The sequence below is a fragment of the Nitrobacter sp. MLSD-S21 genome (assembly GCF_058809865.1).
On the sequence record NZ_JBXASZ010000001.1, the window covers coordinates 978,619 to 1,004,526 of the forward strand.

Annotated in this window: 25 protein-coding genes and 1 tRNA gene; 11 read left to right on the forward strand and 15 right to left on the reverse strand. The window is 59.8% G+C overall.

Going from position 1 to position 25,908, the window contains the following annotated elements:
• Positions 1–190: 190 nt before the first annotated feature.
• From AC1RT6_RS04905 to AC1RT6_RS04915, 3 genes are all read left to right on the forward strand, one after another.
• Positions 191–658 (forward strand): RidA family protein, encoded by a 468-nt coding sequence (locus tag AC1RT6_RS04905; RefSeq protein ID WP_079446381.1) that lies wholly within the window; start codon positions 191–193, stop codon positions 656–658.
• 5 nt (positions 659–663) lie between these two features.
• A complete protein-coding gene (locus tag AC1RT6_RS04910) occupies positions 664–1,416 on the forward strand; it encodes a glycerophosphodiester phosphodiesterase family protein (protein WP_079446380.1) in 753 nt (250 codons plus the stop codon).
• A 157-nt stretch (positions 1,417–1,573) separates the two neighbouring features.
• Positions 1,574–2,818 (forward strand): GNAT family N-acetyltransferase, encoded by a 1,245-nt coding sequence (locus AC1RT6_RS04915; protein WP_173815942.1) that lies wholly within the window; start codon positions 1,574–1,576, stop codon positions 2,816–2,818.
• A 67-nt stretch (positions 2,819–2,885) separates the two neighbouring features.
• Here AC1RT6_RS04915 and tsaA read toward each other — a convergent pair whose 3' ends face one another.
• The 4 genes from tsaA to rplM form a co-directional block, all read right to left on the reverse strand.
• Positions 2,886–3,377 (reverse strand): tRNA (N6-threonylcarbamoyladenosine(37)-N6)-methyltransferase TrmO, encoded by a 492-nt coding sequence (gene tsaA, locus AC1RT6_RS04920; RefSeq protein ID WP_079446378.1) that lies wholly within the window; start codon positions 3,375–3,377, stop codon positions 2,886–2,888.
• Positions 3,378–3,507: 130 nt separating this feature from the next.
• Positions 3,508–4,521, reverse strand: a complete 1,014-nt coding sequence (locus tag AC1RT6_RS04925) for a lytic transglycosylase domain-containing protein (protein WP_079446377.1) — start codon at positions 4,519–4,521, stop codon at positions 3,508–3,510.
• A gap of 138 nt (positions 4,522–4,659) precedes the next feature.
• Positions 4,660–5,136 carry a 30S ribosomal protein S9 gene (rpsI, locus tag AC1RT6_RS04930; RefSeq protein ID WP_079446376.1) on the reverse strand — a complete coding sequence of 159 codons (477 nt, stop codon included), beginning with the start codon at positions 5,134–5,136 and terminating at the stop codon, positions 4,660–4,662.
• Between the two features lie 2 nt (positions 5,137–5,138).
• Complete coding sequence (gene rplM / locus AC1RT6_RS04935; protein ID WP_079446375.1) at positions 5,139–5,603, reverse strand: 50S ribosomal protein L13; 465 nt, start codon at positions 5,601–5,603, stop codon at positions 5,139–5,141.
• Between the two features lie 497 nt (positions 5,604–6,100).
• Here rplM and AC1RT6_RS04940 point away from each other — a divergent pair, with 497 nt between their 5' ends.
• Positions 6,101–7,378: an O-acetylhomoserine aminocarboxypropyltransferase gene (locus tag AC1RT6_RS04940; protein ID WP_493029188.1), complete on the forward strand. Its 1,278-nt coding sequence runs from the start codon at positions 6,101–6,103 to the stop codon at positions 7,376–7,378.
• Positions 7,379–7,461: 83 nt separating this feature from the next.
• Here the strand turns inward: AC1RT6_RS04940 and AC1RT6_RS04945 are convergent, their stop codons facing one another.
• Together AC1RT6_RS04945 and AC1RT6_RS04950 are read right to left on the reverse strand one after the other, a co-directional pair.
• Entirely contained in the window at positions 7,462–8,718 is a 1,257-nt protein-coding gene (locus AC1RT6_RS04945) for an MFS transporter (protein WP_079446373.1), read from the reverse strand.
• 287 nt (positions 8,719–9,005) lie between these two features.
• The gene (locus AC1RT6_RS04950; protein ID WP_079446372.1) at positions 9,006–10,088 is read right to left on the reverse strand and encodes a COX15/CtaA family protein; all 1,083 of its coding nucleotides are present in this window, start codon (positions 10,086–10,088) and stop codon (positions 9,006–9,008) included.
• Between the two features lie 96 nt (positions 10,089–10,184).
• On the opposite strand from AC1RT6_RS04950, the gene AC1RT6_RS04955 reads away from it, so the two are divergent.
• Both AC1RT6_RS04955 and AC1RT6_RS04960 read left to right on the forward strand, forming a co-directional pair.
• On the forward strand, positions 10,185–10,391 hold the full coding sequence (locus AC1RT6_RS04955) for a DUF2842 domain-containing protein (RefSeq protein WP_079446371.1): 207 nt from the start codon (positions 10,185–10,187) through the stop codon (positions 10,389–10,391).
• 193 nt (positions 10,392–10,584) lie between these two features.
• Entirely contained in the window at positions 10,585–11,778 is a 1,194-nt protein-coding gene (locus tag AC1RT6_RS04960) for a GNAT family N-acetyltransferase (protein ID WP_309774021.1), read from the forward strand.
• Between the two features lie 22 nt (positions 11,779–11,800).
• On the opposite strand, the gene AC1RT6_RS04965 is transcribed toward AC1RT6_RS04960, so the two are convergent.
• Positions 11,801–13,966: a GumC family protein gene (locus AC1RT6_RS04965; protein WP_079446369.1), complete on the reverse strand. Its 2,166-nt coding sequence runs from the start codon at positions 13,964–13,966 to the stop codon at positions 11,801–11,803.
• 247 nt (positions 13,967–14,213) lie between these two features.
• Here AC1RT6_RS04965 and AC1RT6_RS04970 point away from each other — a divergent pair, with 247 nt between their 5' ends.
• The 4 genes from AC1RT6_RS04970 to AC1RT6_RS04985 all read left to right on the forward strand — a co-directional run bounded on the left by AC1RT6_RS04970 (position 14,214) and on the right by AC1RT6_RS04985 (position 18,905).
• Positions 14,214–14,828, forward strand: a complete 615-nt coding sequence (locus tag AC1RT6_RS04970; protein ID WP_079446368.1) for a polysaccharide biosynthesis/export family protein — start codon at positions 14,214–14,216, stop codon at positions 14,826–14,828.
• 3 nt (positions 14,829–14,831) lie between these two features.
• Positions 14,832–15,965 carry a glycosyltransferase gene (locus tag AC1RT6_RS04975; protein ID WP_493029191.1) on the forward strand — a complete coding sequence of 378 codons (1,134 nt, stop codon included), beginning with the start codon at positions 14,832–14,834 and terminating at the stop codon, positions 15,963–15,965.
• A gap of 108 nt (positions 15,966–16,073) precedes the next feature.
• On the forward strand, positions 16,074–17,606 hold the full coding sequence (locus tag AC1RT6_RS04980) for an undecaprenyl-phosphate glucose phosphotransferase (protein ID WP_079446366.1): 1,533 nt from the start codon (positions 16,074–16,076) through the stop codon (positions 17,604–17,606).
• Positions 17,607–17,639: 33 nt separating this feature from the next.
• Positions 17,640–18,905, forward strand: coding sequence for an O-antigen ligase family protein (locus AC1RT6_RS04985; RefSeq protein WP_079446365.1), 1,266 nt, complete (start codon positions 17,640–17,642; stop codon positions 18,903–18,905).
• 392 nt (positions 18,906–19,297) lie between these two features.
• On the opposite strand, the gene AC1RT6_RS04990 is transcribed toward AC1RT6_RS04985, so the two are convergent.
• The 8 genes from AC1RT6_RS04990 to AC1RT6_RS05025 form a co-directional block, all read right to left on the reverse strand.
• Positions 19,298–20,479: a saccharopine dehydrogenase family protein gene (locus tag AC1RT6_RS04990; protein ID WP_079446418.1), complete on the reverse strand. Its 1,182-nt coding sequence runs from the start codon at positions 20,477–20,479 to the stop codon at positions 19,298–19,300.
• A 156-nt stretch (positions 20,480–20,635) separates the two neighbouring features.
• Positions 20,636–20,713: transfer RNA gene (locus AC1RT6_RS04995), tRNA-Pro, on the reverse strand.
• An 81-nt stretch (positions 20,714–20,794) separates the two neighbouring features.
• On the reverse strand, positions 20,795–21,391 hold the full coding sequence (locus AC1RT6_RS05000) for a MerR family transcriptional regulator (RefSeq protein ID WP_079446364.1): 597 nt from the start codon (positions 21,389–21,391) through the stop codon (positions 20,795–20,797).
• A gap of 38 nt (positions 21,392–21,429) precedes the next feature.
• A complete protein-coding gene (locus AC1RT6_RS05005; RefSeq protein WP_079446363.1) occupies positions 21,430–21,750 on the reverse strand; it encodes an integration host factor subunit alpha in 321 nt (106 codons plus the stop codon).
• Positions 21,751–21,878: 128 nt separating this feature from the next.
• Positions 21,879–22,856 (reverse strand): beta-ketoacyl-ACP synthase III, encoded by a 978-nt coding sequence (locus AC1RT6_RS05010; RefSeq protein ID WP_079446362.1) that lies wholly within the window; start codon positions 22,854–22,856, stop codon positions 21,879–21,881.
• Complete coding sequence (gene plsX, locus AC1RT6_RS05015; RefSeq protein WP_079446361.1) at positions 22,853–23,914, reverse strand: phosphate acyltransferase PlsX; 1,062 nt, start codon at positions 23,912–23,914, stop codon at positions 22,853–22,855. Before plsX ends, AC1RT6_RS05010 begins: the two co-directional genes overlap by 4 nt.
• Positions 23,915–24,156: 242 nt before the next feature.
• On the reverse strand, positions 24,157–24,720 hold the full coding sequence (locus tag AC1RT6_RS05020; RefSeq protein ID WP_244553446.1) for a YceD family protein: 564 nt from the start codon (positions 24,718–24,720) through the stop codon (positions 24,157–24,159).
• 34 nt (positions 24,721–24,754) lie between these two features.
• Positions 24,755–25,294 (reverse strand): ubiquinol-cytochrome C chaperone family protein, encoded by a 540-nt coding sequence (locus AC1RT6_RS05025; RefSeq protein WP_079446359.1) that lies wholly within the window; start codon positions 25,292–25,294, stop codon positions 24,755–24,757.
• Positions 25,295–25,399: 105 nt separating this feature from the next.
• Between AC1RT6_RS05025 and AC1RT6_RS05030 the strand changes: the two genes are divergently transcribed.
• Entirely contained in the window at positions 25,400–25,873 is a 474-nt protein-coding gene (locus AC1RT6_RS05030; protein WP_079446358.1) for an outer membrane protein assembly factor BamE, read from the forward strand.
• The last annotated feature ends 35 nt before the right edge of the window (positions 25,874–25,908 follow it).

Genomic DNA, 25,908 nt, shown 5'->3' on the forward strand with positions numbered 1-25,908 from the left:
GTCACCGCTCCATTGCGCTGCAACTGGGGAGGTACGGCCGCACACTGCGATTTTGCGGCCTATCCCGAAAGTTTGATCGCCCGTCAGATACTTGCCCGAACTCGGCATTGGCTTGCATGTCGTACGACGATAGGCGAGATAGGCTCCTCAACGGATTTTGAGTGGAACATCCATTACTGGGGGGTCTGACATGGCGGGAGTGATTGAGCAGAAGTTGGCCGCGCAGGGCATCACCCTGCATGAACCAGCATCGCCCGTGGCGAATTACGTCGGCTTTGTCCGTACCGGTAACCTGCTGTTCGTATCCGGACAGCTCTGCCTCGATTCCGACGGCAACTTGATCGCGAAGGGCAAGCTGGGCGCAGGCGTTACCGTTGAAGAAGGCAACGCCGCTGCGCGCGGCTGCGCCCTCAATCTGCTGGCGCAAGTCAAAGCCGCGCTCGGCGATCTCGATAAGGTTGTCCGCGTCGTCAGACTGGGCGGCTTCGTCAACTCCGCTCCCGATTTTCTCGATGGACCCAAGGTGTTGAATGGCGCATCGGATCTGATGGTTGCAGCGTTTGGCGACAAGGGCCGCCATTCACGCAGCACCGTCGGCGTCGCCTCCCTTCCCGCAGATGCGGCGGTCGAAATCGAAGGTCTGTTCGAAGTCGCCTGACTCTGATGCGCGCACCCGACTGGCTGACAGCACGCCCGATCGCCCACCGCGGCCTGCATGACCATGCGCGTGGCATCGTGGAGAACATGCCTGAGGCGATCCGGGCGGCCATCGCCGGAAACTTCAGCATCGAGGTGGATATCCAGCTTACCGCCGACGGCGAGGCCATGGTCCACCATGACGATGAACTTGGCCGACTGACCGAGGGATCGGGAGCCTTGCAGACCCAGACCGTGGCCGAACTCAAGCGGGTCGTTTTCAAGCACACGTCAGAAAGAATGATGTCGCTCGCGGAACTCTGCGCGATGGTCGGCGGCCATGTGCCGCTGGTGATCGAGGTCAAAAGTCATTTCGATAGCAGCACGCGGCTGGTGCGACGCATGGCGGAGGTGCTGTCCGGCTATGACGGGCCGGCAGCCGGTATGTCTTTCGACCCGGATCAGGTCATGGCGATGCGCGAATTGATGCCGTCGCGCCCGCGCGGTATCGTCGCCGAACGCCATTACACGAAGACCGACTGGCCGAAGACTACCTCGCTCCAGCGCGCCGCGATGACCCATCTGCGTCATGCCTTTCGCACCCAACCGCATTTTGTGGCTTACAACGTGAACGAACTTCCAGCTCTGGCACCTTGGATTGCAAGAAACATTTTCAGATGTCCCTTGCTGACGTGGACGGTGCGCACTGCGGAACAGCGCGCTCGTGCCGCAAGACACGCCGATCAGATGATCTTCGAGGGTTTCCACCCGAACACATGATCCGGCGACCCTTGTTCTCGTCTACATCGCGTCCAACCTCTGATGTCGTGTGATGGAATCAAAGGTGTCTCCATAGGTTTGATTTGACAAATTTTTTCGCGATAATCCGGCGTCTGCTTCTTCGCTCGGAAACACTATAGGACCAGTTCAACCCCTGATGTCGTCATCCGAAATATCGCTCGCAGCCGTTGGATCCGTCAGCGAAATTCCGGCTGGCGACTGGGATGCTTGCGCCAATCCGGCGGTCGCTCCTAGCGGAGCGCCCGGCGGTGCGATCTCAGCGCCACCTCAAAATTCATTTTCAAGTTCAAAAGAAACATACAATCCATTTGTTTCGCATGCCTTTTTCTTAGCTCTTGAAGAATCCAACTCGGCTTGCTCCCGAACCGGTTGGGGGCCGCGCCATTTGATTGCGCGCCAAAATGGAGCAATCGTAGGTCTCGTTCCCTGCTATTTGAAGTCACACTCGCAGGGTGAATATGTCTTCGATCACGGCTGGGCAAATGCCTACGAAAGCGCCGGGGGGCGCTATTATCCCAAGCTTCTGGCTTCGGTTCCGTTTACGCCGGCTACCGGTCCGCGGCTTCTGATCTGCCCCGGCAGCGACCAAGCGGCCGTCTGCGCCGCGCTGGCCGGTGGCCTCGTCGGCTTGTGTGACGCGACCCGCACGTCGTCGGTCCACGTCACTTTTGCCCGCAAGGAAGAATGGACGTTCCTCGCAGAGAACGGATTCCTCCAGCGTACCGACCAGCAGTTTCATTGGCAGAATAACGGCTATTCCAGTTTCGAGGATTTCCTCGCCAGCCTCAACTCGCGACACCGCAAGGCGATCCGCCGTGAACGTCGCGATGCGCTGGCCAACGGCATCACCATCCACGTCCTCACCGGCAGCGATCTCACAGAGGAAATCTGGGACGCTTTCTTTCAATTCTATATGGAAACGGGATCGCGCAAGTGGGGCCGGCCCTATTTGACCCGGCCGTTCTACTCCCTGATCGGGGAAAACATGGGCCGGGATATCGCTCTGATCATGGCCCGGCGTAACGGCCGCTGGATCGCGGGCGCCATCAACTTCATCGGCTCGGACACGCTGTTTGGACGACACTGGGGCGCCATCGAGCATCATCCTTTTCTGCATTTCGAGGTCTGTTATTATCAGGCGATCGATTTTGCCATCCATCGTCGCTTGAAAACCGTAGAGGCTGGCGCTCAAGGCGAGCATAAGATCGCGCGCGGTTATCTTCCGCAGACCACCTACTCGGCGCACTATATTGCCGATCCGGGGCTGCGCCGCGCGGTGGGTGACTACCTCAATCGCGAACGTCAGTATGTCGCCGCAGCGGCCAGCGAACTTACGGAGGCCGGCCCATTTCGCAAGACCGGCGACGATGGCATCTCATGACCTCCTGAGCACAGGCATCGGGAAGTCATGACAAGCTCTGATCCCGGCGTGCGGGAGAACTGAACCGTCAGCCGGTTTCGAAATCGCCATCCTGCGGCGGAGCAATCGGCGTGAATTGGCAGCGGTTCGGCTTGATGTCGATCAGCGGCGTTTCGTCGAGACAATCCAGTCCGCGCACCAGCACGGTTGATCCCTCGATACCGACCAGCTTGACCAGCGACGTTCCCAGCGGATTGGGACGCACCGGGGATCGTAACGAAAACGTACCGTGGGTTGCGCCACTGCTTTTTGGGGTCTGTAGCACGATGTCGCGGCGCGACAGGTGCAGCCAGTAAATCACCTCGATGCTCTCGTACTTCTCGAGCCCCTGCAATGCAGGCTTCCAGGGATCAAAAATCTCGAGACGGCAAACCGGGCCGTCTTCACGCCCTTGACGCGGGGTCTTCAGACGGGATGTCCACGGCGTACGAATACGGCCAATGAACACCAGGCCGGCGTCCGTCGGCGGCGGTAGCTCGACGACGACCTCTCCTGCCCTGACTTCGCTTTCTCGCACCATCGCCGTTAGCTCCTCGCATCCCTGATATCACGATCCCGATCGTTATTCACCGCCAAGTATAACCAATCTCGCCCTGATGACGCAGGGGGCGCGTGCCGAACGGCGTCGCGCACCGCCGTGGATGCCGGGTTTAACCTTTCACGTGCGGGTTTCGCAGCACGAGGCAGGCGCCGCCAGCACGCCGAATCTGTTTGCATAGACCATCGGCTTCCGGGCGGGTATCGGCCCCGATCCGCACCTGATAGAATGTCCGGGTACCGCGGCTGCGCCATATCGAACCCAAAAGACTCGGATCGCGGTCGCCGATCACGGCGCCAAGCCGCCGGATGGCTCGTGCGTACATGGCCATGGCGCGGACGCGGCTGAAGCCGGCTGCGAGTTGTACGCCCCATAACTTGTCGGCACCGAGCTTCACATGCTGTTCAAGCTCCGAAACGAAAGGATTGGGCGCGCGCGTCAACAACGCCATCAACTCACGGCAACTCGTCGTCGATGGCTGCGCTGGTAGCGTGCCGCTCCTACCGGCGGCAGCCCAGTCCTCAACCGGCGATCCCGTGATCGCGACAACGTAGTTGCGCGTCTCCGCCGGCATGCCCCCCTTGCCGTCAAGCCAGTCCTGCACCCGGCGCGGTCCGGCATTATAGGCTGCGGCCGCCAATCCCAGATTGCCGAACTGCCCGCGCAACTCGTTCAGGTATTCGGCTGATTTCGGCAGAGCCTGTACCGGATCGAACGGATCGAGCAGCCGTCGCTCATTTGCCGTCCCCGGCATAAACTGCGCAATGCCCTGGGCGTGCTGACCGCTGCGCGTCAACGGTCCCACCGCGTCGGGCTGAAACCGGCTTTCTTGCCAGATCACGCGCGCGAAAAATTCCAGCGGCAAGCTCTCGGCCTTCGCCGCCGACTCGACCATCAGACAGATCGATTCGCGCGTGTCTTGATCTGCCTTATCGGTCTTGTCGGTTTTGTCTTGATTTGTCTTGTCGGCCTTGACGGCAGGTCCGGGATCAGCCGCTGTCTCCGCGCCGACCTGCGCTAGGGCACTTGGCACCAGCAGCGTGATGGCGAATGCGCATCGCGCGAGAACCAGCAGACGTGGAACCACGCCGATTCTCTTCCCAGACGGCGACGAAGCCAGCTTCATCCCGCAAGCATAACAGGCTTCTTGAGGAGCCCGATATACCCTCTCCGGCCCCGGAAGGGATCATCGCGTTGGATTCCGAGAACCGGCATTCGCTGCCACCAAGCAGCAGCGAATGCCATGAACGATCCAATTGCGCCTTTAGCGTTTCGAGAACTGGAATGAGCGGCGGGCTTTCGCCTTGCCGTACTTCTTGCGCTCAACCACGCGGGAATCGCGGGTCAGGAAGCCACCCTTCTTGAGTACGCTACGCAATTCGGGCTCGAAGTTTGTCAATGCCTTGGACAAACCGTGACGGACAGCTCCCGCTTGACCAGACAGGCCGCCGCCGGCGACGGTGCAGACCACGTCATATTGACCGGCGCGCGCGGCGGCAACAAGCGGCTGCTGAATCATCATTCGCAGCACAGGACGCGCGAAGTAAATGTCGACCTCTCGGGCGTTGACGAGAATTTTTCCGGCGCCCGGCTTGATCCAGACGCGGGCAACCGCGTCCTTGCGCTTGCCGGTGGCGTAAGCACGGCCGTACTTATCGACTTTCTTGGTGTGCTTCGGCGCTTCCGACTCGGCCGACTTCAGCGACGACAACTGATCGAGAGACTGCATGGTATCGGACATAATTATGCGGCCCTCTTGTTCTTGCGGTTCATTGCGCCGATATCGACGACTTCCGGCTGCTGGGCCTCATGCGGATGCTCCGCGCCGGCGTAGACACGGAGATTGCCAAGCTGCACGCGTCCCAGCGGTCCACGCGGGATCATACGTTCAATGGCCTTCTCGATGACGCGCTCCGGGAAGCGACCCTCGAGGATCGACTTCGCAGTGCGCTGCTTGATGCCGCCAATATATCCGGTGTGATTGTAATAGACCTTGTTGTCACGCTTGCGGCCGGTGAGAACCACCTTGGCGGCATTGATGATGATGACATTGTCGCCGCAATCGACATGCGGCGTATAGATCGGCAGATGCTTACCACGCAGCCGCATCGCAACGAGTGTGGCGAGCCGTCCGACCACCAGTCCGCTGGCGTCGATCAGCACCCATTTCTTCGTCACTTCGGCGGGCTTAGCCGAGAACGTTTTCATGTGAGAGATCCGTGAAAAGAAACCTCGGCGCCCACGCACCGAACCATTGGGATTCTAGAGAAGCGACCATCTCTAGTCAACGCCCCTAATAAGGTATTTCTATATAATAATCATATACTTATGAAAACGGTTCTATATTACCTGTGAAATTTCCAAGTGTTCGGAAGAGAATAGGTAGATGTCGCATGTGGTTGGATCGGGCGACGTGCCAGAATAGCGTTCCCTTCCCGACCACTAGCTTGCCGAGTTGGAGCTAACGCAAAACCTCATGATCTGTTCTGGACCACCAGATGAGTCACGATGCCTCCGACGACAGCATATCCGCGGGACTTTCAACAAGGAGCGGCTCGGCGTGAGCACGTGATTTTGGTTTAAAGCATCGCGGCCACCGTCGCGACGCGCGGAAAAAGCCGACGCTTGAGGCAGCGCCTTGACGGCGACCCGCGATCCCATCAGCATCCACCGTGTCACATTCGACCGAGTACACAGGACACGAGATGACCGATCGCATCCCAGGCTTTGCAACGCTTGCTGTCCATGCCGGCGCTCAGCCTGATCCGACCACCGGCGCACGCGCGACGCCGATCTATCAGACCACCTCGTTCGTGTTCAACGATGCCGAGCACGCGGCCTCGCTGTTCGGATTGCAGGCATTCGGCAACATCTATACCCGCATCGGCAATCCGACCAACGCAGTGCTGGAAGAGCGAGTCGCCGCGCTCGAAGGCGGCACTGCAGCGCTCGCGGTAGCCTCGGGACACGCCGCGCAGGTCATCACGCTTCAGCAACTCATGAAGCCCGGTGATGAGGTCATCGCGGCGCGCAAGCTCTATGGCGGGACGATCAATCAGTTCACGCATGCATTCAAGAGCTTTGGCTGGAACGTGGCGTGGGCCGATCCGGACGACGTCGAGACTTTTGAACAAGCGGTCACGCCGCGAACACGGGCGATCTTCATCGAATCCATCGCCAATCCGCGGGGCTCAATCACCGATATCGAAGCCGTCGCCACCGTGGCACGCAAGGCCGGTGTCCCCCTGATCGTCGACAATACGATGGCGAGCCCATACCTGATCCGGCCGATCGAACACGGCGCCGATATCGTGGTTCATTCGCTCACAAAATTCCTCGGCGGCCATGGCAACTCGCTTGGCGGCATCATCGTCGATGCAGGTACATTCGACTGGTCGAAGGACAACAGGTTTCCAATGCTGAGCGAACCGCGTCCGGAGTATCATGGAATCCGGATACAGGAGACATTCGGAAATTTCGCATTCGCGATTGCTTGCCGTGCGCTTGGCCTGCGCGATCTCGGCTCGGCGCTTTCGCCGTTTAATGCATTCATGATCCTGACGGGTATCGAAACGCTGCCGTTACGGATGCAGAAACATTGCGAGAATACGCAGGCGATCGCTGAATGGCTGGCCGTCCACCCTGCGGTCGCGGCCGTCAACTACGCTGGATTGCCCGGCGACAAGTACAATACCCTTGCCCGCAAGTATTCGCCCAAGGGAGCGGGCGCGGTCTTCACGTTCAGCCTGAAAGGCGGATACGACGCCGGCGTCAATCTGGTATCGAAACTCAAGCTGTTCTCGCACCTTGCCAATATCGGCGATACCCGATCGCTTGTTATCCATCCGTCATCGACCACGCACAGCCAACTCGACGATGCGGCTAAGACCAAAGCCGGTGCCGGACCCGATGTCGTTCGCCTGTCAATCGGCATCGAGGACAAAGAAGATCTGATGGCCGACCTCGATCAGGCCATGGCGTGAAGAAGTGCATATGGTCGTCTGCTGCCCAACCTGAGCTCCGATTCAACTGCGTTGTATCAAACTCTGTTCTTTGGGATCAGGCTTTAACGCGATAAGTCCGTTGCCGCAGATCGTGACTTTTCTCCCATGACCGGCGCCTGCCGGACTTCGGTCAGATAATTGAGGGTCAGCGACACCCAGATGATGCCGTAGAGCAGCATGAAGCAGCTCGAATTGATGCCGAGCCAGTCCAGGATCGCACCGAACGTGATCGGCAGCAGGAAACCGCCGAGGCCGCCCGCCATGCCGACAATGCCGGACACCGCGCCCATGCTGTCGGGAAAGTCGTCGCCGATATATTTGAACGTCGAAGCCATGCCGCAGGCAAAGGCGATGCCGAGCGTGAAGAGAAGCATCGTGAAGAACCACGACGGCAGAGCGATGCTGAAACTCAGGGGATCGCGGATCGTGTGCACGATCAGGTCGGTCTTGGGATAGGACAGCAGGAACAGGCAGACCCAGGCAACCCACAGCACCCACCACGTCACATTATGAGCGCCGAAACGGTCCGACAACCAACCGCCGAGGGCGCGGAAGGCGCCGCCGGGGAGCGAGAAGCAGGCGGCGAGAAGCGAGGCCTGCGCGATGGTGAAGCCATACTCCGTCTTGAAATATTGCGGCATCCAGATCGACAGCGCGGTGAAGCCGCCGAAGACGATCGAGTAGTACTGGCAGTATTTCCAAACCCGCGGATTGCGCAGCACGGACAACTGCTGCCACATCGATGCGACTGGACCGCCAACGCCAGGATCAGGCTTGGACAACACCCAGAACAAAAGCGCCGTGACCAGCAGCGCGACTGCATAGACCTTGGGAACCATCTGCCACCCATAGGCATCGATCAGCCACGGCGCGACGAACATGTTGAGCGCCGCGCCGATTGTTCCTGCACCGAAGAAGCCCATCGCGAAACCGCGGCTCTCTTTAGGAAAGAAGCGCGCGACGTAAGGTGTGCCGACCGAAAATGAAGCGCCGACGAGACCGAGCGCCAATCCGAGCAGCAAAAAATGCCAAAGCGCGGTCGCATAGGCGGACAGCCAAAGCGGGATCGCGCAGGCAATCAGCAACAGCAGCATGATGATCCGTCCGCCGAAGCGGTCGGTCCAGATGCCCAATGGCAAACGAAATATCGCACCGGTGAGGACGGGTGTCGCCGTGAGGAGACCGAACTCGGTCGAACCAAGCCCAAGCTGCGCGCGGATCGGGATGCCGATCACGCCGAACATCATCCAGACAGCGAAGCAGACGGTGAAGGCCCAGGTGCTGATGAGCAGGACCGACAGATTGCCAGATCTCGCCATGATTGACCCCAATTCAGACCCGCCAACGACCGGGAGAGAATTTTGCGGTTTCCGCGTTATCGATGCTGACTATGACTCCGACATCATGATGCAAATTCGCGAATCCGCATAGCGCCAGATATTCGGCTTTGTGTCAGGTTGAGGTTAAGGTGACGATTTTAATCAATCGTAGCCGCTTCAGCATAGCCCGGAGTCATGCGGCCTCAAACTCGCGAGCAGCCGACTTGCGATCTCGTACGGACCAAAACAGAAAACCAGGTCGCGCGGAATGCCCACCAGGACCGGTCTTATCCCGCCGCCACGCGCAGTCGTTGCCCTTCCAGCGCCGTGTTACCGGCCATCAACCGTTCCGCCTGAACAACCGCGAGCGTGAGGACGAGGATCGCAACCCCCTGATGCACCAGCGCGAGCGGGATCGGAACCTCGTGCAGGAGGGTCAGGATACCAAGCGTCGCCTGTAGCGTCATTGCTGCGGCGAGCCAAAGCGCACCGCGAACGACGGCGGAACTTGCCCGCGACACGAGCGCATCAATCAGATGAAAAACAGCAATCGCAAACAGCGTATACGCCATCATGCGATGCTCGAACTGCACCGTGAGCGTATTGTCGAACAGATTGCGCCACCACGGTTGTTCGAAAAACAGCCGCGCGGAGGACGGAATGAACGATCCGTCGATGTCGGGCCAGGTGTTGAAGACCTTGCCGGCGCGCAATCCGGCAACCAGCGCTCCGAAATAGAGCTGCACAAAAACGAGCACCAGCAGTATGCCGCTGGTCACGCGCAACCGCATCGGCGACAGCAACGTTGGACGATCCGACAATCGCCGCACGGTCCAGACGATGGCCGCGAAAATCAGCAGAGCCAGCACCAGATGGGTCGCGAGACGGTACTGTGAAACCTCGATGCGCTTGGTGAGGCCGGACGCGACCATCCACCAGCCGACCGCGCCCTGAAGTCCGCCAAGACCGAAAATGATCCAGAGCCGCCGCTTAAGATCCGACGGCAGCGCGCCGCGCCACATGAACCAGAGAAACGGCAACAGGAACGCGATACCTATAAAGCGTCCCAGCAGACGATGGCTCCACTCCCACCAGAAGATCGTCTTGAACTGATCGAGCGTCATGCCCGCGTTCATCTCGCTATACTGCGGTATCTGCTTGTAGCCCTCGAAGGCCTGGGCCCATTCCTCTTGCGAGAGTGGAGGCAGCGTGCCGGTCACGGGCTTCCATTCGACGATCGAGAGACCGGATTCAGTCAGCCGCGTCGCGCCTCCGACCAACACCATCGCGGCAATCAGCAGCGCTATGAACACAAGCCACCCGCGCACGGCGCGCAGATGGAATTCCTTTTTTGCGATCGGACGGGTCATCAAAAAAGCCACAGTTGAAGGTATTTTTCGTGCCCTTTATAGTCCACCGCAGCCCCGGCGCAAGCCTCGTCCCGGTCACGAGTTGCACTTTAAGGTATGCGGATACGCACCCGGAAATTCCTCGGCACGATCGCTTTGCTCGTGCTGGTCGTCGTCTGGTCGCTGCTGGGCATGGCGGTTGCGCAAATGCCGTGGCTCGCGGCATCCGGTCTCTACCAGGCGATCTTCTATGTTGTCGCCGGACTCGGCTGGGTCTTGCCGGCTATGCCTATCGTGAGTTGGATGGCGAAACCCGACGCGTGAAGCGTCTCACGGTCACCTCCCCGGCGGCGAGCGCAAGCCCACAGTCCGGGTCTTCGATCCATCGCCTTCGACGCGAATGCCTACGGGAACCCCTTCTCGCCGCTCGCATATGGCCATTACTCTTTGTTGACATCTTTTATGCGAAAGTCCGCCCAGACCAAAAGCTAACAAAAAATTGATAACAGGCTCAGCAATGACCATGGCGGCTCTGATCGAAAGTCCGACCGCGAAGTCACAGCCACGATCAGGCGAACGGCGTATCGCGCATCTCGAAATCCTCCAGGATCTACGCGAAGCCGAGCCGATCTGGCGCAATCTCGAGGTGTCGCAGTTTTCGACGCCCTATCAGCGATTCGACTTCCTGTCTGCCTGGCAGCGACACGTCGGAACCGACAAGCAACTTCCACCCAGCATTATCGTCGCCTTCGACGCTCAGCGACAACCACTCCTGCTGCTCCCGCTCGTATTGGGCACGGAAAGTGGCGTTCGTGTCGCACGGTTCATGGGCGGCAAGCACACGACTTTCAACATGGCGCTCTGGCAGCAGGATTTCGCGGCCTCCGCCACGCGTGCGGATCTCGACGCGCTGGTTCGAGGAATCGGCGAGCTTCCAATCAGAATCGACGTGCTGGCATTCACGCGGCAGCCGCGGCACTGGCGCGACCTGCAAAATCCAATGGCGCTCTTGCCGAGCCAGCCCTCTGCCAACGGCTGTCCGTTGATGATATTTTCGCCGGGAGCGCCGCCGTCGGCGCGCATCAGCAACTCATTTCGACGTCGGCTCAAAGGCAAGGAACGCAAGCTCGAAACACTGCCCGGCTATCGCTATTGTATGGCGTCGACGGACACCGAGATTAAGCGGATTTGTGATGCGTTCTTCGCAATCAAGCCGCTGCGAATGGCCGCGCAGAAGCTTCCGAACGTGTTCGCCGAGACGGGCGTCGAGAGTTTCCTACGCGCGGCTTGCCTGACACCGCTGACGGATGGCGGGCGCGCCATCGAGGTCCATGGCCTCGAATGCGATGCCGAGGTGATCGCGATCTTCGCTGGCGTCGCGGACGGACACCGCTTCTCGATGATGTTCAACACCTACACCATGTCGGAAAGCGCCCGCTACAGTCCCGGCCTGATCCTGATGCGCGATATCATCGATCATTATGCTGGGCGCGGCTACACCTCGCTCGACCTCGGAATCGGATCGGACGACTACAAGCGCCTGTTCTGCAAAAGCGACGAGCCAATCTTCGACAGCTACCTGCCGCTCACCACACGGGGCAGAATGGCTGCCATTGGCATGTCTTCACTGGCCCGTGCCAAACGCTTCGTGAAGCAGACGCCGGCGCTGAAGCGGTCGGCCGAGATGTTGCGCGGGATAATGCATCGCTGACACCCCCCCGCGCGGCGACCGATCAAGCCGCCTCGCGAGGGCCGAGCTGAGTGTCCGAGCGTAGTGATGCCGGATCAAGCATCGTCACTGTCGTAAAGCCGATAGCCTTGAGTTGGCTACTCATCCGCATCCGCGCATCCGCGTTCATCGACGGGTCGGGAACGACGATCGCGCGCGCCTGCTCCGTCAGGAGTTTCGCCGGGAGGTCAGTTGCAGTGCCCGCGACGAGCAGCACGTGATCGTAGACGCCCAACAGAGCATCGAGCGCAATTGCAAGGCGCGGCGATTGCAGCAGCGAGCGATCGGCATCAGAACGCCCGGCGCCGACAAGATGGAGCGGCGAGAGCCGGTCGCGGGTGATCACCTGTCCGAAAGACGTCTCACCCAGCATCAGGTCAGCCAACCCAGGCGCCGCCGGATCGACCGAAGTCGCCGTCAACGCCGACGATGACGGAGAAAGGTCGACCAGGACTACCTTGGCACTATTGGTCAACAGGCGCGCGAGCGCGAGCGCCGCGAGCATGATGCTCTCGTTCTCGCCGGTACCCATAACCGTGATTCTGTGCGCCGCTTCGCCTGCCGCTCGCAGGTCATTCGCGAGATGATCGATCTCTGCCAGGTCCGCTGCCGGCGCGGGATCAACGCGGAACTCGCGTATCCTCGGCGCAGCAGGCAACGCTAGGCCGGAGTTAACTGCTGCCAGGTTTCGCGGCGAAGTGATGCGCAGCAGCTCGCCGGTCGCGATAGTGCCCGCGGCCAGCATCAGGGTCGCCAGCGTGGCGATCAAGACGATTGGCAGCTTCTTCGGGTAAGCCGGCGTGTTCGAGACGATGGCCCGCGAAATAACGCGGCCATCGGACGGTGCCGTATCAATGTTTTCTCGCGTGGTAGCTTCGCGGTATTTTGCGAGATACGATTCCAGCAGGTCACGCTGCGCCTTGGCTTCGCGCTCCAGCGCACGCAGCTTGACATCGTCCCCGTTGGAAGACGTCGCCAGCTTCTTCAACTGATCGAGACTAGTGTTGAGACTCTCGACCCGGCCGCTGGCAATGCGGGCGTCGTTTTCCAGCGACCGCGAGATCTTGTCCGCCTCCTCGCGCAACTGACGATCGAGATCCGCAAGCTGGGCCTTCAATTCCCTGATCCGCGGATGCCGGTCGAGCAGGGTCGACGACTGCTCCGCCAGTTGTGCGCGCAGCGTCACGCGCTGTTCCGAAAGGCGGCGGATCAGTTCCGAATTGAGAACTTCCGAGGCTTCGATCGATTTGCCGGTCTGAAGCATCCCGCGGATCAGTCGCGATTTCGATTCCGCGTCAGACTTCAGCGCACGCGCGTTGTTCAGTTGGGTATTGATTTCACCCAGTTGCTGGTTCGACAGCGAAGTGTTGTTGGTGCCGATGAAAAGGCTGGATTTAGACCGGAATTCCTCCACCCGCGACTCGGCGTCGGCGACCTTCTTGCGCAAATTGTCGATTTCTCCGGACAACCATTGACCTGCAGCCTTCGCCTGCTCCTGACGCGCGTTCAGTTGCAAGACGAGATATCCGTCCGCGATGGAATTCGCGATGCGGGCTGCGAGCTCCGGATCATGCGATTGGAATTCAATGACGATCACGCGGGATTTATCGACGGCGTAGGCGGTCAGTCGGTCGTAGTAGGATTCCAGCACGCGCTCTTCCGGTGTCATCCGAAGCGGGTCGCGGCCAATTCCGAACAGCGCAAGCAGCGACTTGATCGGCGACACGCCGCGCAACACCGGATCGAATTCCGGATTCTCCGCGAGCTTGTTCTTTTTGATGACCTCGCGGGCAAGATCGCGTGACAGCACCAGTTGCACCTGGCTGGCGACGGCTTCCGGATCGAGCGCGTTGCGCTCTTCGTTACGCTCCCCGGTCGGGCGTAAAAAAACGTTCTCGCGCCCATCGATCAGGATGCGGGCTTCGGACTTGTATCTGGGTGTGATCAGATTGACGATAAGAAGCGAAAGCGCGAAGGCGAGAAGCGTTGGGATGATGATCAAGCGCTTTTTGCGCAGCAGCACCCGCCAGATCGAGCGCAGATCGAGGTCACCGGACTCCGGATTCGGCACGGTTTCGGACGCCGCCGGACCTGACGAAGATATCGCCCCGGATTTAGTCTCCAGATCCGACATCGTGTTCTTGACAGCACGCCAGAACGCAAACCGCATTGCTTACTCCCGCTGGACGCTTAGAGCGCTTTCGGGTGAATCTGACACTCGCCCACTGAACCGGAGGCAAATGTTGGAGCCTTGAATAGGACCACTCAGCCGAACGGGACGATTACAGTCGATTATAGTTTCTGCCGAGTTAACCACGCCTGCCAAGCGGGTTCCACCGGGTGCGTCGCGACGTCTTCGATTACGATTTATTAACCACAAAAGCCTTTAGTGGATTTGGATATTTCATGGATGCCCGATGCGAAACGTGTGCGCCGTCACTCTGTGCCTGCTGACCGCGCTGGCGTTGTCGGGATGCATGCGGCAGCCGACGGCGATGGTCCGTCCGCACAACGCTCTCGATGCGCTGGCCTATGGAGGGCGGATGGCGTCGCCGCCGCCGGTTGTGCACGATCCCGCCTACCGGCTCGATGCCGGCGACCGGCTGCGCATCGTGGTCTACGGCCAGGAGGGCCTCACCAACACCTATCTGGTCGGTGCCGGCGGCAGCATCACCATGCCGCTGATCGGCGCCGTCACCGCGCGCGGCCGCACGCCGGCTGAACTGTCCGCCGCCATCGCCGCGCGGCTGCGCAACGGCTACATCCGCCAGCCTTACGTCGCCGCCGAGGTCGAGGCCTACCGGCCGTTCTTCATTCTTGGCGAGGTGGCGGCTCCCGGCCAGTATCCGTTCGTGCCGAATATGACGGTCGAAAGCGCCGTCGCCATCGCCGGCGGCTTTTCCCCCCGCGCCAGACGCGACCTCGTCATCGTCACCCACACCGATGCCCGCGGAACCGTCCGCATCAGCGTCCCCCCCGCTACGCCGCTCAGCCCCGGCGACACCGTCCTCGTCGACGAACGCTGGTTCTGAGGCATGACGGAGCCACCTGATCGACCGCTCCGCATTCTTCATGCCGTTCGCGCGCCGGTGGGCGGGATCATTCGGCATATTCTCGATGTCGCAAACGGACAGGCCGATCGCGGACATCTCGTCGGCATCGTCGCCGACAGCCTCACCGGCGGCGAGCGCGCAGCTGCAGCTTTCGCAGAGATCGCCCCGCGAATGAAACTCGGTATCCACCGTATTCCGATCCGCCGGAACCCGCATCCTAGCGACCTGTTTGCGTGGACGCAGTTCGCCGCGCTGGTGCGGAAGTTGAAGCCGAATGTCCTCCACGGACACGGCGCCAAGGCCGGCGCCTTCGTGCGGCTTAAGGGCTCATCGAAAGGCACAATCCGCGTCTACACACCGCACGGCGGATCCCTGCACTTCCCGTCGACGACCATGAAGGGAATGTTTTACAGCCGCCTCGAACGCGCGCTGATGAACCGCACCGACCTGTTTCTGTTCGAGAGCGCATTCGCGCGGAATACCTATCAGCGGATCGTCGGCATCCCGGCCGGACTGGTGAAATGCGTCTTCAACGGCGTAACGTCCGGCGAATTTGATCCCGTTATGCTAGCCGACGATGCGACCGATATTGTCTATGTCGGCGAGTTCAGACATATCAAGGGTGCGGACCTACTGATCGACGCGGTGGCGCGTTTGCGGGACAGCGGTAGACGCCTCACGCTCACGCTTGCAGGCGACGGCGAGGAAACAGGAGCGCTGAAAGCCCAGGTCGAGCGCCTCAATCTTGGGGAAACGGTCCGCTTCATTGGACACGTCAAGGCTCGCTACGGATTCTCGAAAGGCCGATTGCTGATCGTGCCGTCGCGCGGCGACTCCATGCCATACGTCGTGATCGAAGCAGCGGCAGCAGGCATTCCCATGATCGCGGCGAACGTCGGCGGCATCCCGGAAATTTTCGACTCGTACACCGACGCACTATTCGCCCCCGGCGTCGTCACTGCCTTGGCGGATGCCATAGAGGCCGCATTGAATGACCCTGCGGCCGCCGCCGCGCGCGCAATATCGTTGCGCGAGCACATCCTCATGCATTTCTCACAGAATGCGATGGTCGAGGGCGTTATGGCAGGTTACCGTGAGACGTTTGCGAGACGTTAACCATTTCTGAAATGCCGGGAGTTGCGCGAAACCAAATCTTCCCGATTTAGTCCTTAAGTCGCTCTGAAAACGCTTGCTGCATGTGCGGCGTGATGTGGACTTGAGGACATGGACCTTTTCAACGCTCGCTCGAGGACCGATTCAGCAGCGAGCAGCGGCTTTGGAATACCTGTGGAGCGTCGGCGACGGCTGTCACCGGCGGCGCTTGCCGTCACCAATCAAAAGGTACGGCCGGCCTATTCACCCGTCATCATCACCGGCATCGTTCGTGCCGCAGATTTCTTGCTGCTGAGCCTGATCGGCATCGCGCTTTACCTCGGATACGTAGCTCGCATCGACGGTTTTAGCTGGAGCTTCATCGCATCAATCCTCGCCATGTCCGCCACCGCGGTCGTGTGTTTCCAGGCTGCGGACATCTACGACATCCAGGTTTTTCGTAGCCAGTTGCGGCAGATAACGCGGATGAGTTCATCTTGGGCGTTCGTTTTCCTGTTGTTCATTTGCGCCTCGTTCTTCGTCAAGCTCGGCGATTCCGTCTCGCGGCTCTGGCTGGTCGCATTTTTCCTTGCTGGTCTCGCCGGCCTCATTGCCGGGCGGCTTCTGCTGCGCACCATGATCCGCCGCTGGGCACGCGACGGCCGACTGGAACGCCGCACCGTTATCATCGGCGCGGACATGAACGGAGAAAATCTGATCAACGCGTTGCGAGCGCAGGAAGACTCCGACATCGAGATTCTGGGCGTGTTCGATGACCGTAACGACTCGCGCGCGCTCGACACCTGTGCCGGTAGTCCCAAGCTCGGCAAGGTCGACGACGTGCTTGAATTCGCGCGGCGTACCCGGCTTGATCTCGTGCTGTTCGCGCTCCCGATCTCGGCGGAAACGCGGATCCTCGCGATGTTGAAGAAGCTGTGGGTGCTTCCGGTTGATATCAGATTATCAGCGCATACAAACCAACTGCGCTTTCGCCCCCGCGCCTATTCCTTTCTCGGCGCGATTCCGATGCTTGACGTCTTCGAAGCCCCGATCACCGACTGGGATATGGTGATGAAATGGCTGTTCGATAGGCTCATCGGTGGTTTCATTTTGCTACTCACCTCGCCAGTGATGGTGCTGGTCGCGCTCGCGATCAAGCTGGATAGTCCCGGCCCTGTGCTCTTTCGTCAGAAACGCTTCGGCTTCAACAACGAGAGAATCGAAGTCCTCAAATTCCGCTCGTTGTTTCACGATCAGGCCGATCCCATGGCTACGAAGGTCGTGACCAAGAACGACAGTCGCGTCACCCGGGTCGGACGATTCATCCGCAAAACCAGCCTGGACGAATTACCGCAACTCTTCAACGTCGTCTTCAAGGGCAACCTCTCCCTTGTTGGACCACGTCCCCATGCCGTACAGGGCAAATTACAGACGCGGCTGTTCGATGAGGCCGTTGACGGCTATTTCGCGCGTCACCGCGTGAAGCCGGGAATCACGGGATGGGCGCAGATCAATGGCTGGCGCGGCGAGATCGACAACGAGGAAAAGATCCAGAAGCGTGTCGAGTTTGACCTCTATTACATCGAGAACTGGTCGGTGCTGCTCGATCTTTATATCCTGTTCAAGACGCCGCTGGCGCTGTTGAAATCCGAAAACGCTTATTGATCCGGCCTGGCACGTTGAGTTTGCGAAAGTGTAATGGCGTATCCTGCAGCAGTTGACAGTTGGCTCCGGTCATCGACGCAAGCACCTGGCGTTGCCGCGCTCCAACGCGCGCTGTTGTGGGCAGTGGGAGCTGGCGGCGCGATCGTTTACATCGAACCCAGCCCCTACGAGTTTGCGACTCTGGCGGCAATGGTCGTGTTCTTCGCAACCGGCCTACGAATGCGGCTCGCCTTCGTTCCCCTGCTCATGCTGCTCTTTCTCATCAATATCGGCTACACGATCTGCGCCATACACCTGATGGACAAGACTCCGATCGTGAATTGGATCATGACATCGTGGTACATGGCGGTGACGGTCATTTTCTTCGCGCTGGTTTTCTCGGAAGATACAGAGGCGCGGCTTGACCTGATGCGGCGTGGCCTGATCGTCGGCGCGGTTATTGCGTCGGTAGCTGGTGTCGCGGGCTATTTTCATCTGGTGCCAGGCGAACATGACGTGCTGACCCTTTATGGTCGCGCGCGAGGTACCTTTAAGGATCCGAACGTGCTGTCCGCGTTCCTGATCTTGCCAGCATTGTTCGTGCTGCAAAGCGTCGTCTCGGATCGGTTCGGAAAGGCTGCTCGCAGCGCGATTGCGCTCGGGATCATGAGTCTTGCGTTGCTGTTGGCCTTTTCACGCGCTGCCTGGGGCCAGTTCGTGCTCACGTCGGCTGTGATGCTGGTCCTGATGTTCCTGACCAGCCCATCAAGAAAACAGCGGTCGCGGCTGGTTGTGACCGCGGTGATCGCAGCCGCTGCGATTGCACTGCTGCTGGCAATTCTGCTGTCCCTCGATTCGGTCGAAAGCCTGTTCAAGCAACGTGCGAGTTTCGACCAGAGCTACGACGAGGGTCGTTTTGGCCGCTTCGGCCGGCACATTCTGGGCTTCCAGATGGCGCTGGACCTACCGCTCGGAATCGGCCCGCTGCAGTTCACGCGGTTCTTTCCGGAAGACACTCACAACTCGTATCTGAACGCTTTCATGTCGGGCGGGTGGATTTCCGGAATTTGCTATCCGGTGCTGATCTTCATCACCGTCATCCTGGGCTTTCGATATATTTTCGTGCGAGTTCCCTGGCAACGCACTTATCTTGCCGTCTTCACGGCATTTCTGGGAACTGTCGGCGAGAGCTTCGTGATCGACACCGATCATTGGCGCCATTTCTGGCTGATGCTCGGCATGATGTGGGGCATGTTCGCGGCAACCCACCAGTACATGGCCAGTGACCGGCAGCCTTCCCTTCGACAGGCGCTGCAATAAGGCTCACCGGGGCCGTACGATCGGAAATCTCCGACACGGGTCTTGGGTTTTGCCGGCCGCTTCGCTCCCGTCCGGCCTAGCCACTACATAAAATGCGGTGTTATCCTTGGTCAGGTAACGTCACACTGGAGGTAATCGGCGCAAACGAAGCCTGCTTTCCTTGCCGCGCAGGCGGGTGTTGAGGACGCGCTGGTTTGAAAACCTGATTCAGACGCCACCGGAAACCCTGACGCGGTCATCTTGGTGTTGGTCGGAAAAGGCTGGGGTGTTCGCTTGCTGACTTAAACTGCTTCTATATGTTCGCGAGCAGGACTCTTTGCTGGTTTGCGGTTTGACGCTCTGCACTCACTGAATTTGTGGCTCGTAACTTCCCGAGCCTGGGCGATGTGAGGTTACGGCTCGATCGCGAACGTCAGCCCCGCGTGGTCGACGAGCCGTTTAATCAAGGCCTCCTTCATCGCAGCGCCCGGCGTCCAGAAGCCACCGGCGACGTCCGCTGCGTCGCTTCGCAGACAGATTGCGCATTCCGCGATCATCTTGGAAGTCGATCCGTAGCCGGGATCGCGATCACCGGTCACGACCGCCTTCAATTGCCGCCCGTCGGAGCCGATGCCGAAGAAGAGAAGATCGAAATGGCCGTTCTCGCGCTCTTCCTTCGATGGTCCCTCGCCCGGTTTGGGGCCACCCTGCGCGCCGAGTTTGTTGTTGGCGGCGATGATGGCTTTTGCGGTCGCCTCGCCGGTCTCCTTCGGCCCTGCGATCACCATTTCGTCATAGACGAAATCCCTGCCGTACGGGAACCCGAGCAGGAAATTCGACCGATGCACATTGCGGGTGTTGATGTTGGCCATCACGAACGGCGCCACCCACACCCCCAGATCCTCATCGAACAACGGCTTGTTACCCGGCGGCTGCTTCGGCCCCTCAAACCCCGGCGTCAGCACGAAAGGATCGCGCAGTTTCGGCAACAGACTTGGATCGTTGGCAGCCGCGGCGAAGATCGCCTTCATGCTCGCGGCGGTGCCGCCGGAAAACGTGCCCTTCATCTTACGTACGCGGCCCTTGACGCGGGCGACGCTCGATCCGAACCTCTGCTTTGCAGCCTGCTGAAGAAAGAACACGCCGAGTTCGAACGGCAGCGAATCGTACCCGCAGGAGAACACGATCCGCGCACCGCTCCTGCGCGCCTCCGCCTCGTGCGCGTCGATCATCTGCCGCATCCAGATCGGCTCGCCGCAGAGGTCAAGATAGTCTGTGCCGCTCGCCGCGCAGGCGGCGACGAGACCGGAACCGTAGAGCTGATAAGGTCCGACCGTACTCAGCACCGAGGCCGTCCGGCCAGCCATGGTCCTGAGTGACGCGGGGTTTTCGGCGTCCGCGGCGATCAGCGGGAGATCGCGGGGGGCGCCGATGGCTTCGCGTACCGACGCCAGCTTGTCGAGGTCGCGTCCCGCGATGGCCCACTTCAGATCGCCACCGCCATATTTGGCAGCAAGGTATTCCGCGACGAGCCGGCCGGTGAACCCGCTTGCGCCGTAGACAATGATATCGAACTCCGCTGACGACGATGTCATGGCCTTCCCGAAAATGTCCTGCTTAAAGCATGATTCTGAAGGGTGAAAACCGGATTCGGCTAAGATCATGCTCGATATAGCGGTTCGAACGAAAGCCTGTCTTCAAGTGTAATCCGAGGACGATGCCGCTTCGCGTGAAGAAAACGCTATAAATGGTGGTCGGAGCGAGAGGATTTGAACCTCCGACCCCTAGTCTCCCAGACTAGTGCGCTAACCGGGCTGCGCTACGCTCCGTGCCGTTACGGCCACGTTTCCATTATAGCGTTTTCAAGCGAAGTGATACGGGGTCTTATAAAGAAAATGCGTCAACAAAAGCTACGGCTCACCCTCGCTGAGTGCGTCGTCCAATAGTTGCCTGCAGGCAACAAGTTCAGCCAACACATCCTTTAGTTTCGCAAGCTCGATCGCGGTGGCGCCCACGCCCGGAATCGCCCCACTGTCGGGACCGGACCAGAGCACGTCGTCGAGATCGTGCCGTAGCGGCTTATGCACACCCGGCTCTCGCGCGCGAGACGAACTGTCGTCGACATCCTCGTCGTCGTCTGCGTCCTCGGTCTCGTAGCCGGACTCGTCCTCCTCATCGACTGCGCCGAGAGTGTTGCGGATATCGTCCTCGATCGCGCCGAAAGCCGCGGCAGACGACCCCTCGGTCAGGCTCTGCACTGATTTGATGCCGTGCTCTTTCAGAATCCTTTGCACGCCGCGGATGGTGTAACCCTCGCTGTACAACAGATGGCGAATGCCGCGAAGCAGATCGACATCGTCCGGACGATAGTAGCGCCGGCCGCCACTGCGCTTCATCGGCTTGATCTGCGAGAACCGGGTTTCCCAGAACCGCAGGACATGCTGGGGGATATCGAGATCGTCGGCGACCTCGCTAATCGTCCGAAAAGCATCCGGTGCCTTGTTCAAAGGCTCGCTCCTCTGCCAATCGTGCGCCGAACGCCGGTTTAGTCGGTTTTGGCGCCGGCGCCGTTGCTGTTGATCCGCTGCTTCAGAATAGCCGACGGCTTGAAGACCATCACGCGACGCGGAGAGATCGGCACCTCGGTGCCGGTCTTGGGATTGCGGCCGATACGCTGGCCTTTCTTGCGCACCATGAACGATCCAAAGGATGACAACTTCACCGTCTCGCCCTTCTCCAGGCAGTCGGTGATCTCCTTGAGAACGAGTTCGACAAACGCAGACGACTCGGTGCGCGACAGTCCTACTTTTTTGTAGACTGCTTCGCAGAGGTCGACGCGCGTGACTGTTTTTCCGGTTTCGGTCATCGCCTGCCCCAAGCTCCCGGCGAACAATTTGTAACTGAAATTAAGAGTTTAACGGCCCAGGGTCAACCTATCACATGATGCTTTCGCATGATAGATGACAGCATTGGGCGACGGCTTTGATTCAAGTCTTACCATCGCACGAGGGCCGAGCCCCAGGTAAAGCCTCCGCCCATCGCCTCGAGCAAGACCAGATCGCCGCTTTTGATGCGTCCGTCTGCGACCGCGACCGACAATGCCAGCGGAATAGATGCAGCGGAGGTGTTGCCGTGGCGATCGACGGTCAGGACGACTTTTTCCGGCGCGATATGCAGCTTATGAGCTGACGCATCGATGATTCGCTTGTTGGCCTGATGTGGAACGAACCAGTTGATGTCGTCCGCGCTCGTGCCGGACGCATTGAATGCATCGACAATGACGTCTGTAATCATGCCGACGGCATGCTTGAATACCTCACGGCCCTCCATCCGCAGATAGCCCACGGTCCGGGTCGAGGATGGTCCGCCATCGACATAAAGTTTTGATTGATGACGGCCGTCCGAGCGCAGATGTGTCGTCAGAATACCGCGATCCGAGGGCTTGCCCGGCTGCTCCTGAGCTTCCAGCACGACCGCGCCGGCCCCGTCGCCGAACAGAACGCAGGTCCCGCGATCGGTCCAATCCAGAATTCGCGAGAAAGTTTCCGCGCCAATCACCAGCGCGCGCTTGAACGCGCCAGAACGAAGGAAATTGTCGGCGGTGGCCAACGCAAACACGAACCCGGAACAGACGGCCTGAAGATCGAAGGCGGCACCGTGAGTAATGCCAAGCCCGTTCTGAACCGCGACCGCCGTCGCCGGAAACGTATGGTCCGGCGTCGACGTCGCCAGCACGATCAGGTCAATCGACTGCGCATCGATGCCGGCATGAGCCAGCGCAGCATTCGCCGCATGGATGGCGAGATGTGACGTGAACTCCCCTTCCGCGGCAATGTGGCGCTCTCGAATACCGGTCCGCTGGACGATCCACTCGTCCGAGGTATCAACCTTGGTGGCCAGTTCAGCATTGGTCAGCACCCTTTGCGGCAGATAGGAGCCGCAGCCGAGCACGACCGAACGTATCGCAGTCAAGAGATAGCCTCCTGCACTGCCGACGCCGAAGCAAGGGTGTGGCCGTGGCGGTTGAGCGTTTGATTGATCTTGGTCAGGAGATCGTAACGAACCATCTCATAGCCAACGTCGACCGCGTAAGCAAAACCCTCGGCGTCGGTTCCACCATGACTCTTGACCACGATTCCGTTAAGTCCGAGGAATACGCCGCCATTGGATCTGTTCGGATCCAGCTTTTCCTTGAGCGCCTTGAACGCGCCCCGGGCCAGAAGATAGCCGAGCTTTGAAGCCCATGTTCGCGACAGAGCCGCCCGCAGGAATTCGCTGATCTGCCGCGCCGTTCCTTCGGCAGCCTTCAGCGCGATATTGCCGCTGAAACCCTCCGTCACGATAACGTCCGCCGCCCCCTTGCCGATCCCGTCGCCTTCAACAAAGCCGATGAATTCGAGCTGCGGCAGTTCCATTGCCCGCAGCAGTTCCGCAGCTTCCCGAATCTCCTCCCCGCCCTTAATTTCCTCGACGCCGATATTGAGGAGGCCGACCGTCGGCCGCTCCAGGTCGAATAGAACACGCGCCATGGCGCTGCCCATGATCGCAAGCGTCGTCAGATGGTGCGCATCGCCTCCGATCGTGGCGCCGAGATCAAGCACCACGGAATCGCCGCGCATGGTTGGCCATGTCGCCGCGATCGCGGGGCGATCGATGCCGGGCAGCGTCCGCAGATTGAATCGCGCCATCGCCATCAACGCGCCAGTATTGCCGGCGGACACCGCAACGTCGGCCTCGCCTTTCTTCACCGCATCGATCGCGAGCCACATCGACGAAGTCTTGCGGCCGCGACGCAGCGCCTGGCTCGGCTTTTCGTGCATGCCGACGGCGACATCGGTGTGGATGACCCGGGATATCGCCCTCACCGCAGGGTACGCAGCGAGTTGCGCTTCGATCAGAGCGTTGTCGCCGTAAAGCAGAAACTCGGTGTCGGCATGACGGTTCAGGAAAATCGCAGCGCCCGGAATGACCACCGATGCGCCGATGTCGCCCCCCATGGCGTCAAGCGCGATTCGAACCTTTTTCGGCATGGAAGTCCCGGAAACCCTGATCTTTTGAAGTCTTGAGACGCGCGGCCAAACACGGACGGCAGTGCGCGGTGCTTTATCCGGCGCGGTCGCGACAATAACGTGTCCCCGCCTCGATACAATATCCGAACCCCCCGATTCCTGTAGTTTTGCAAGTTAAAACGAGACATCAGGAATTAAATAAAACTACTTATTTTCAATGCTGTTGCTTTGATTTTCCATAAATTACATCCAGAATTCCGTCCTTAATCGCGCGCCGGTTTCTTCTTGCCGGGCGGGCTCGGATCGATTTTCAGCTTCTTCAGAGCAGCGAAGGGATGATCCTCAGGATCCGCCGCGCTCGCAGGCGCGACGAAAACGGCATCGGATTTCCGCGGATACGGATCGATTCCCAGAAACAAGACGTCGGTCGCGAGGCGCCCGAGATCAATGACACCATTGATAATGGGTTCGGGGGAATCCGGAATCTCCCTGATATCGTCGTCATCATTGACGGGCGCGGCGAACTCGCGAACCTGACTTTCCGGCACAAAGATGAGGTCGACCTCCTCGACGATATCGTTCTCAATCGGATCGAGCGACACCACGCAGGTCTGTCCGACACGCGCCGATACCCTGCCCTGCACATGTACGCTGTCGTCGCGCCCCGGAGTCAGATCGAACGATGCCCGGGCAAACTCGATGTCGCGCAAGCCAGCAGTCTTCGCCAATGCCATACGCACATTCTGATCGGCCTCGATATCACGATGAAGGCCGGTTTCCGGAATCTGCGCAACCGCGATCCGCGAGCTCCAGGGATTTGGAGCCATATCCGACCTGTCCTTAGCGATCATGCCTGCTCTTTCATTTCCGTTGTGCGAGGTCCGGAAATTGCAAGTCTCCCGTCGACGTCGCGTAATCACCACAAGCGAGCGCGGCGATCGCGTCCGCCGTATAGGCGGCAAGCCGTCGCGCGCTTTCGATGTTTCCGCCACTATAGATATTCTTGTCGAGCGCCAGCGCCAGCAGCTCGGGGCCCTCGGCCAGGGCTCGATCGTAGGCGGCCGAGCGACCATAAAAGGCTTCTCCGAAGGCTTGCATGCGCTTCGGAACGCTTAGATCGCCAACGCCCATCTCGCGCAGGTTGGCGTCCATGTCACTGCAGAAATGATCGAACAGGGCCTGCCGAAGAGCCTCGTCAGGCCCCGACCTCAGTTGCCGAAGGACCATCCACAAATGCAGCAGAACCAGATCGAAGCGGCCATTCACGGAGTCCGGGACTCCATACGCCTGATAAAACAAGGGCTCTCGCGCTTGCGCCACGATCGTGCCATAGATCGCTTCAATGGTGCGCCGCGACGGCGCGGGGAACTGTTTTTTGAAGCGATTGAACGGCCAGCGCATGTGGGTACCGAAAGACTGCCCGCAGGGGGTCCGTTGTTGCAATCAGGGACCGTTGCCGGGTACGTCAACCGCGCGCGCGATGCAAGAGGATGAGGTCGTCCCGGAATGACAGTGTCAGTCCCGAAGAAAGCACCCGGATACGCCGCGACGCGACGCCCTCGTCTGCGCGCGACGCTCGCCGCCACGCTGGTGTGCGCGGTCATGGCCGGCTGCACCGGCGAAACCTTTCAGAAGGGCTATATCCTCCCCCCCGGCGCGCTCGAGCAAATCCAGATCGGCGCAAGCCAGGATCAGGTGCTGATCGTAATGGGAACCCCATCCACGGTCGCGACGCTGAACGGCGAGGTGTTTTATTACATCTCGCAGCGCGCCGAGCGGAAGGTCGCCTTCATGCAGCAGAGCGTCATCGATCAGCGTGTGATCGCGATCTATTTCGACAAGAACCGCCAGGTGACCCGGCTCGCCAATTACGGCCTGAAGGACGGCAAGATCTTCGACTTCATCAGCCGCACCACGCCAACATCGGGCCAGGAAATCAGCTACCTCGCGCCGCTGTTTAAGCTGCTGAGCGCGAAGTAGCGCATCCTTAATTAATTCGGACCACGTCCGCTCCA

What these genes read in the sequence shown, in the direction of transcription:
- AC1RT6_RS04905 (WP_079446381.1), top strand. Translation starts at nt 191, where the DNA reads ATGGCGGGAGTGATTGAGCAGAAGTTGGCCGCGCAGGGCATCACCCTG.
- AC1RT6_RS04910 (WP_079446380.1), top strand. Translation starts at nt 664, where the DNA reads ATGCGCGCACCCGACTGGCTGACAGCACGCCCGATCGCCCACCGCGGC.
- AC1RT6_RS04915 (WP_173815942.1), top strand. Translation starts at nt 1,574, where the DNA reads ATGTCGTCATCCGAAATATCGCTCGCAGCCGTTGGATCCGTCAGCGAA.
- tsaA (WP_079446378.1), bottom strand. Translation starts at nt 3,377, where the DNA reads ATGGTGCGAGAAAGCGAAGTCAGGGCAGGAGAGGTCGTCGTCGAGCTA.
- AC1RT6_RS04925 (WP_079446377.1), bottom strand. Translation starts at nt 4,521, where the DNA reads ATGAAGCTGGCTTCGTCGCCGTCTGGGAAGAGAATCGGCGTGGTTCCA.
- rpsI (WP_079446376.1), bottom strand. Translation starts at nt 5,136, where the DNA reads ATGTCCGATACCATGCAGTCTCTCGATCAGTTGTCGTCGCTGAAGTCG.
- rplM (WP_079446375.1), bottom strand. Translation starts at nt 5,603, where the DNA reads ATGAAAACGTTCTCGGCTAAGCCCGCCGAAGTGACGAAGAAATGGGTG.
- AC1RT6_RS04940 (WP_493029188.1), top strand. Translation starts at nt 6,101, where the DNA reads ATGACCGATCGCATCCCAGGCTTTGCAACGCTTGCTGTCCATGCCGGC.
- AC1RT6_RS04945 (WP_079446373.1), bottom strand. Translation starts at nt 8,718, where the DNA reads ATGGCGAGATCTGGCAATCTGTCGGTCCTGCTCATCAGCACCTGGGCC.
- AC1RT6_RS04950 (WP_079446372.1), bottom strand. Translation starts at nt 10,088, where the DNA reads ATGACCCGTCCGATCGCAAAAAAGGAATTCCATCTGCGCGCCGTGCGC.
- AC1RT6_RS04955 (WP_079446371.1), top strand. Translation starts at nt 10,185, where the DNA reads ATGCGGATACGCACCCGGAAATTCCTCGGCACGATCGCTTTGCTCGTG.
- AC1RT6_RS04960 (WP_309774021.1), top strand. Translation starts at nt 10,585, where the DNA reads ATGACCATGGCGGCTCTGATCGAAAGTCCGACCGCGAAGTCACAGCCA.
- AC1RT6_RS04965 (WP_079446369.1), bottom strand. Translation starts at nt 13,966, where the DNA reads ATGCGGTTTGCGTTCTGGCGTGCTGTCAAGAACACGATGTCGGATCTG.
- AC1RT6_RS04970 (WP_079446368.1), top strand. Translation starts at nt 14,214, where the DNA reads ATGCGAAACGTGTGCGCCGTCACTCTGTGCCTGCTGACCGCGCTGGCG.
- AC1RT6_RS04975 (WP_493029191.1), top strand. Translation starts at nt 14,832, where the DNA reads ATGACGGAGCCACCTGATCGACCGCTCCGCATTCTTCATGCCGTTCGC.
- AC1RT6_RS04980 (WP_079446366.1), top strand. Translation starts at nt 16,074, where the DNA reads ATGGACCTTTTCAACGCTCGCTCGAGGACCGATTCAGCAGCGAGCAGC.
- AC1RT6_RS04985 (WP_079446365.1), top strand. Translation starts at nt 17,640, where the DNA reads ATGGCGTATCCTGCAGCAGTTGACAGTTGGCTCCGGTCATCGACGCAA.
- AC1RT6_RS04990 (WP_079446418.1), bottom strand. Translation starts at nt 20,479, where the DNA reads ATGACATCGTCGTCAGCGGAGTTCGATATCATTGTCTACGGCGCAAGC.
- AC1RT6_RS05005 (WP_079446363.1), bottom strand. Translation starts at nt 21,750, where the DNA reads ATGACCGAAACCGGAAAAACAGTCACGCGCGTCGACCTCTGCGAAGCA.
- plsX (WP_079446361.1), bottom strand. Translation starts at nt 23,914, where the DNA reads ATGCCGAAAAAGGTTCGAATCGCGCTTGACGCCATGGGGGGCGACATC.
- AC1RT6_RS05020 (WP_244553446.1), bottom strand. Translation starts at nt 24,720, where the DNA reads ATGGCTCCAAATCCCTGGAGCTCGCGGATCGCGGTTGCGCAGATTCCG.
- AC1RT6_RS05025 (WP_079446359.1), bottom strand. Translation starts at nt 25,294, where the DNA reads ATGCGCTGGCCGTTCAATCGCTTCAAAAAACAGTTCCCCGCGCCGTCG.
- AC1RT6_RS05030 (WP_079446358.1), top strand. Translation starts at nt 25,400, where the DNA reads ATGACAGTGTCAGTCCCGAAGAAAGCACCCGGATACGCCGCGACGCGA.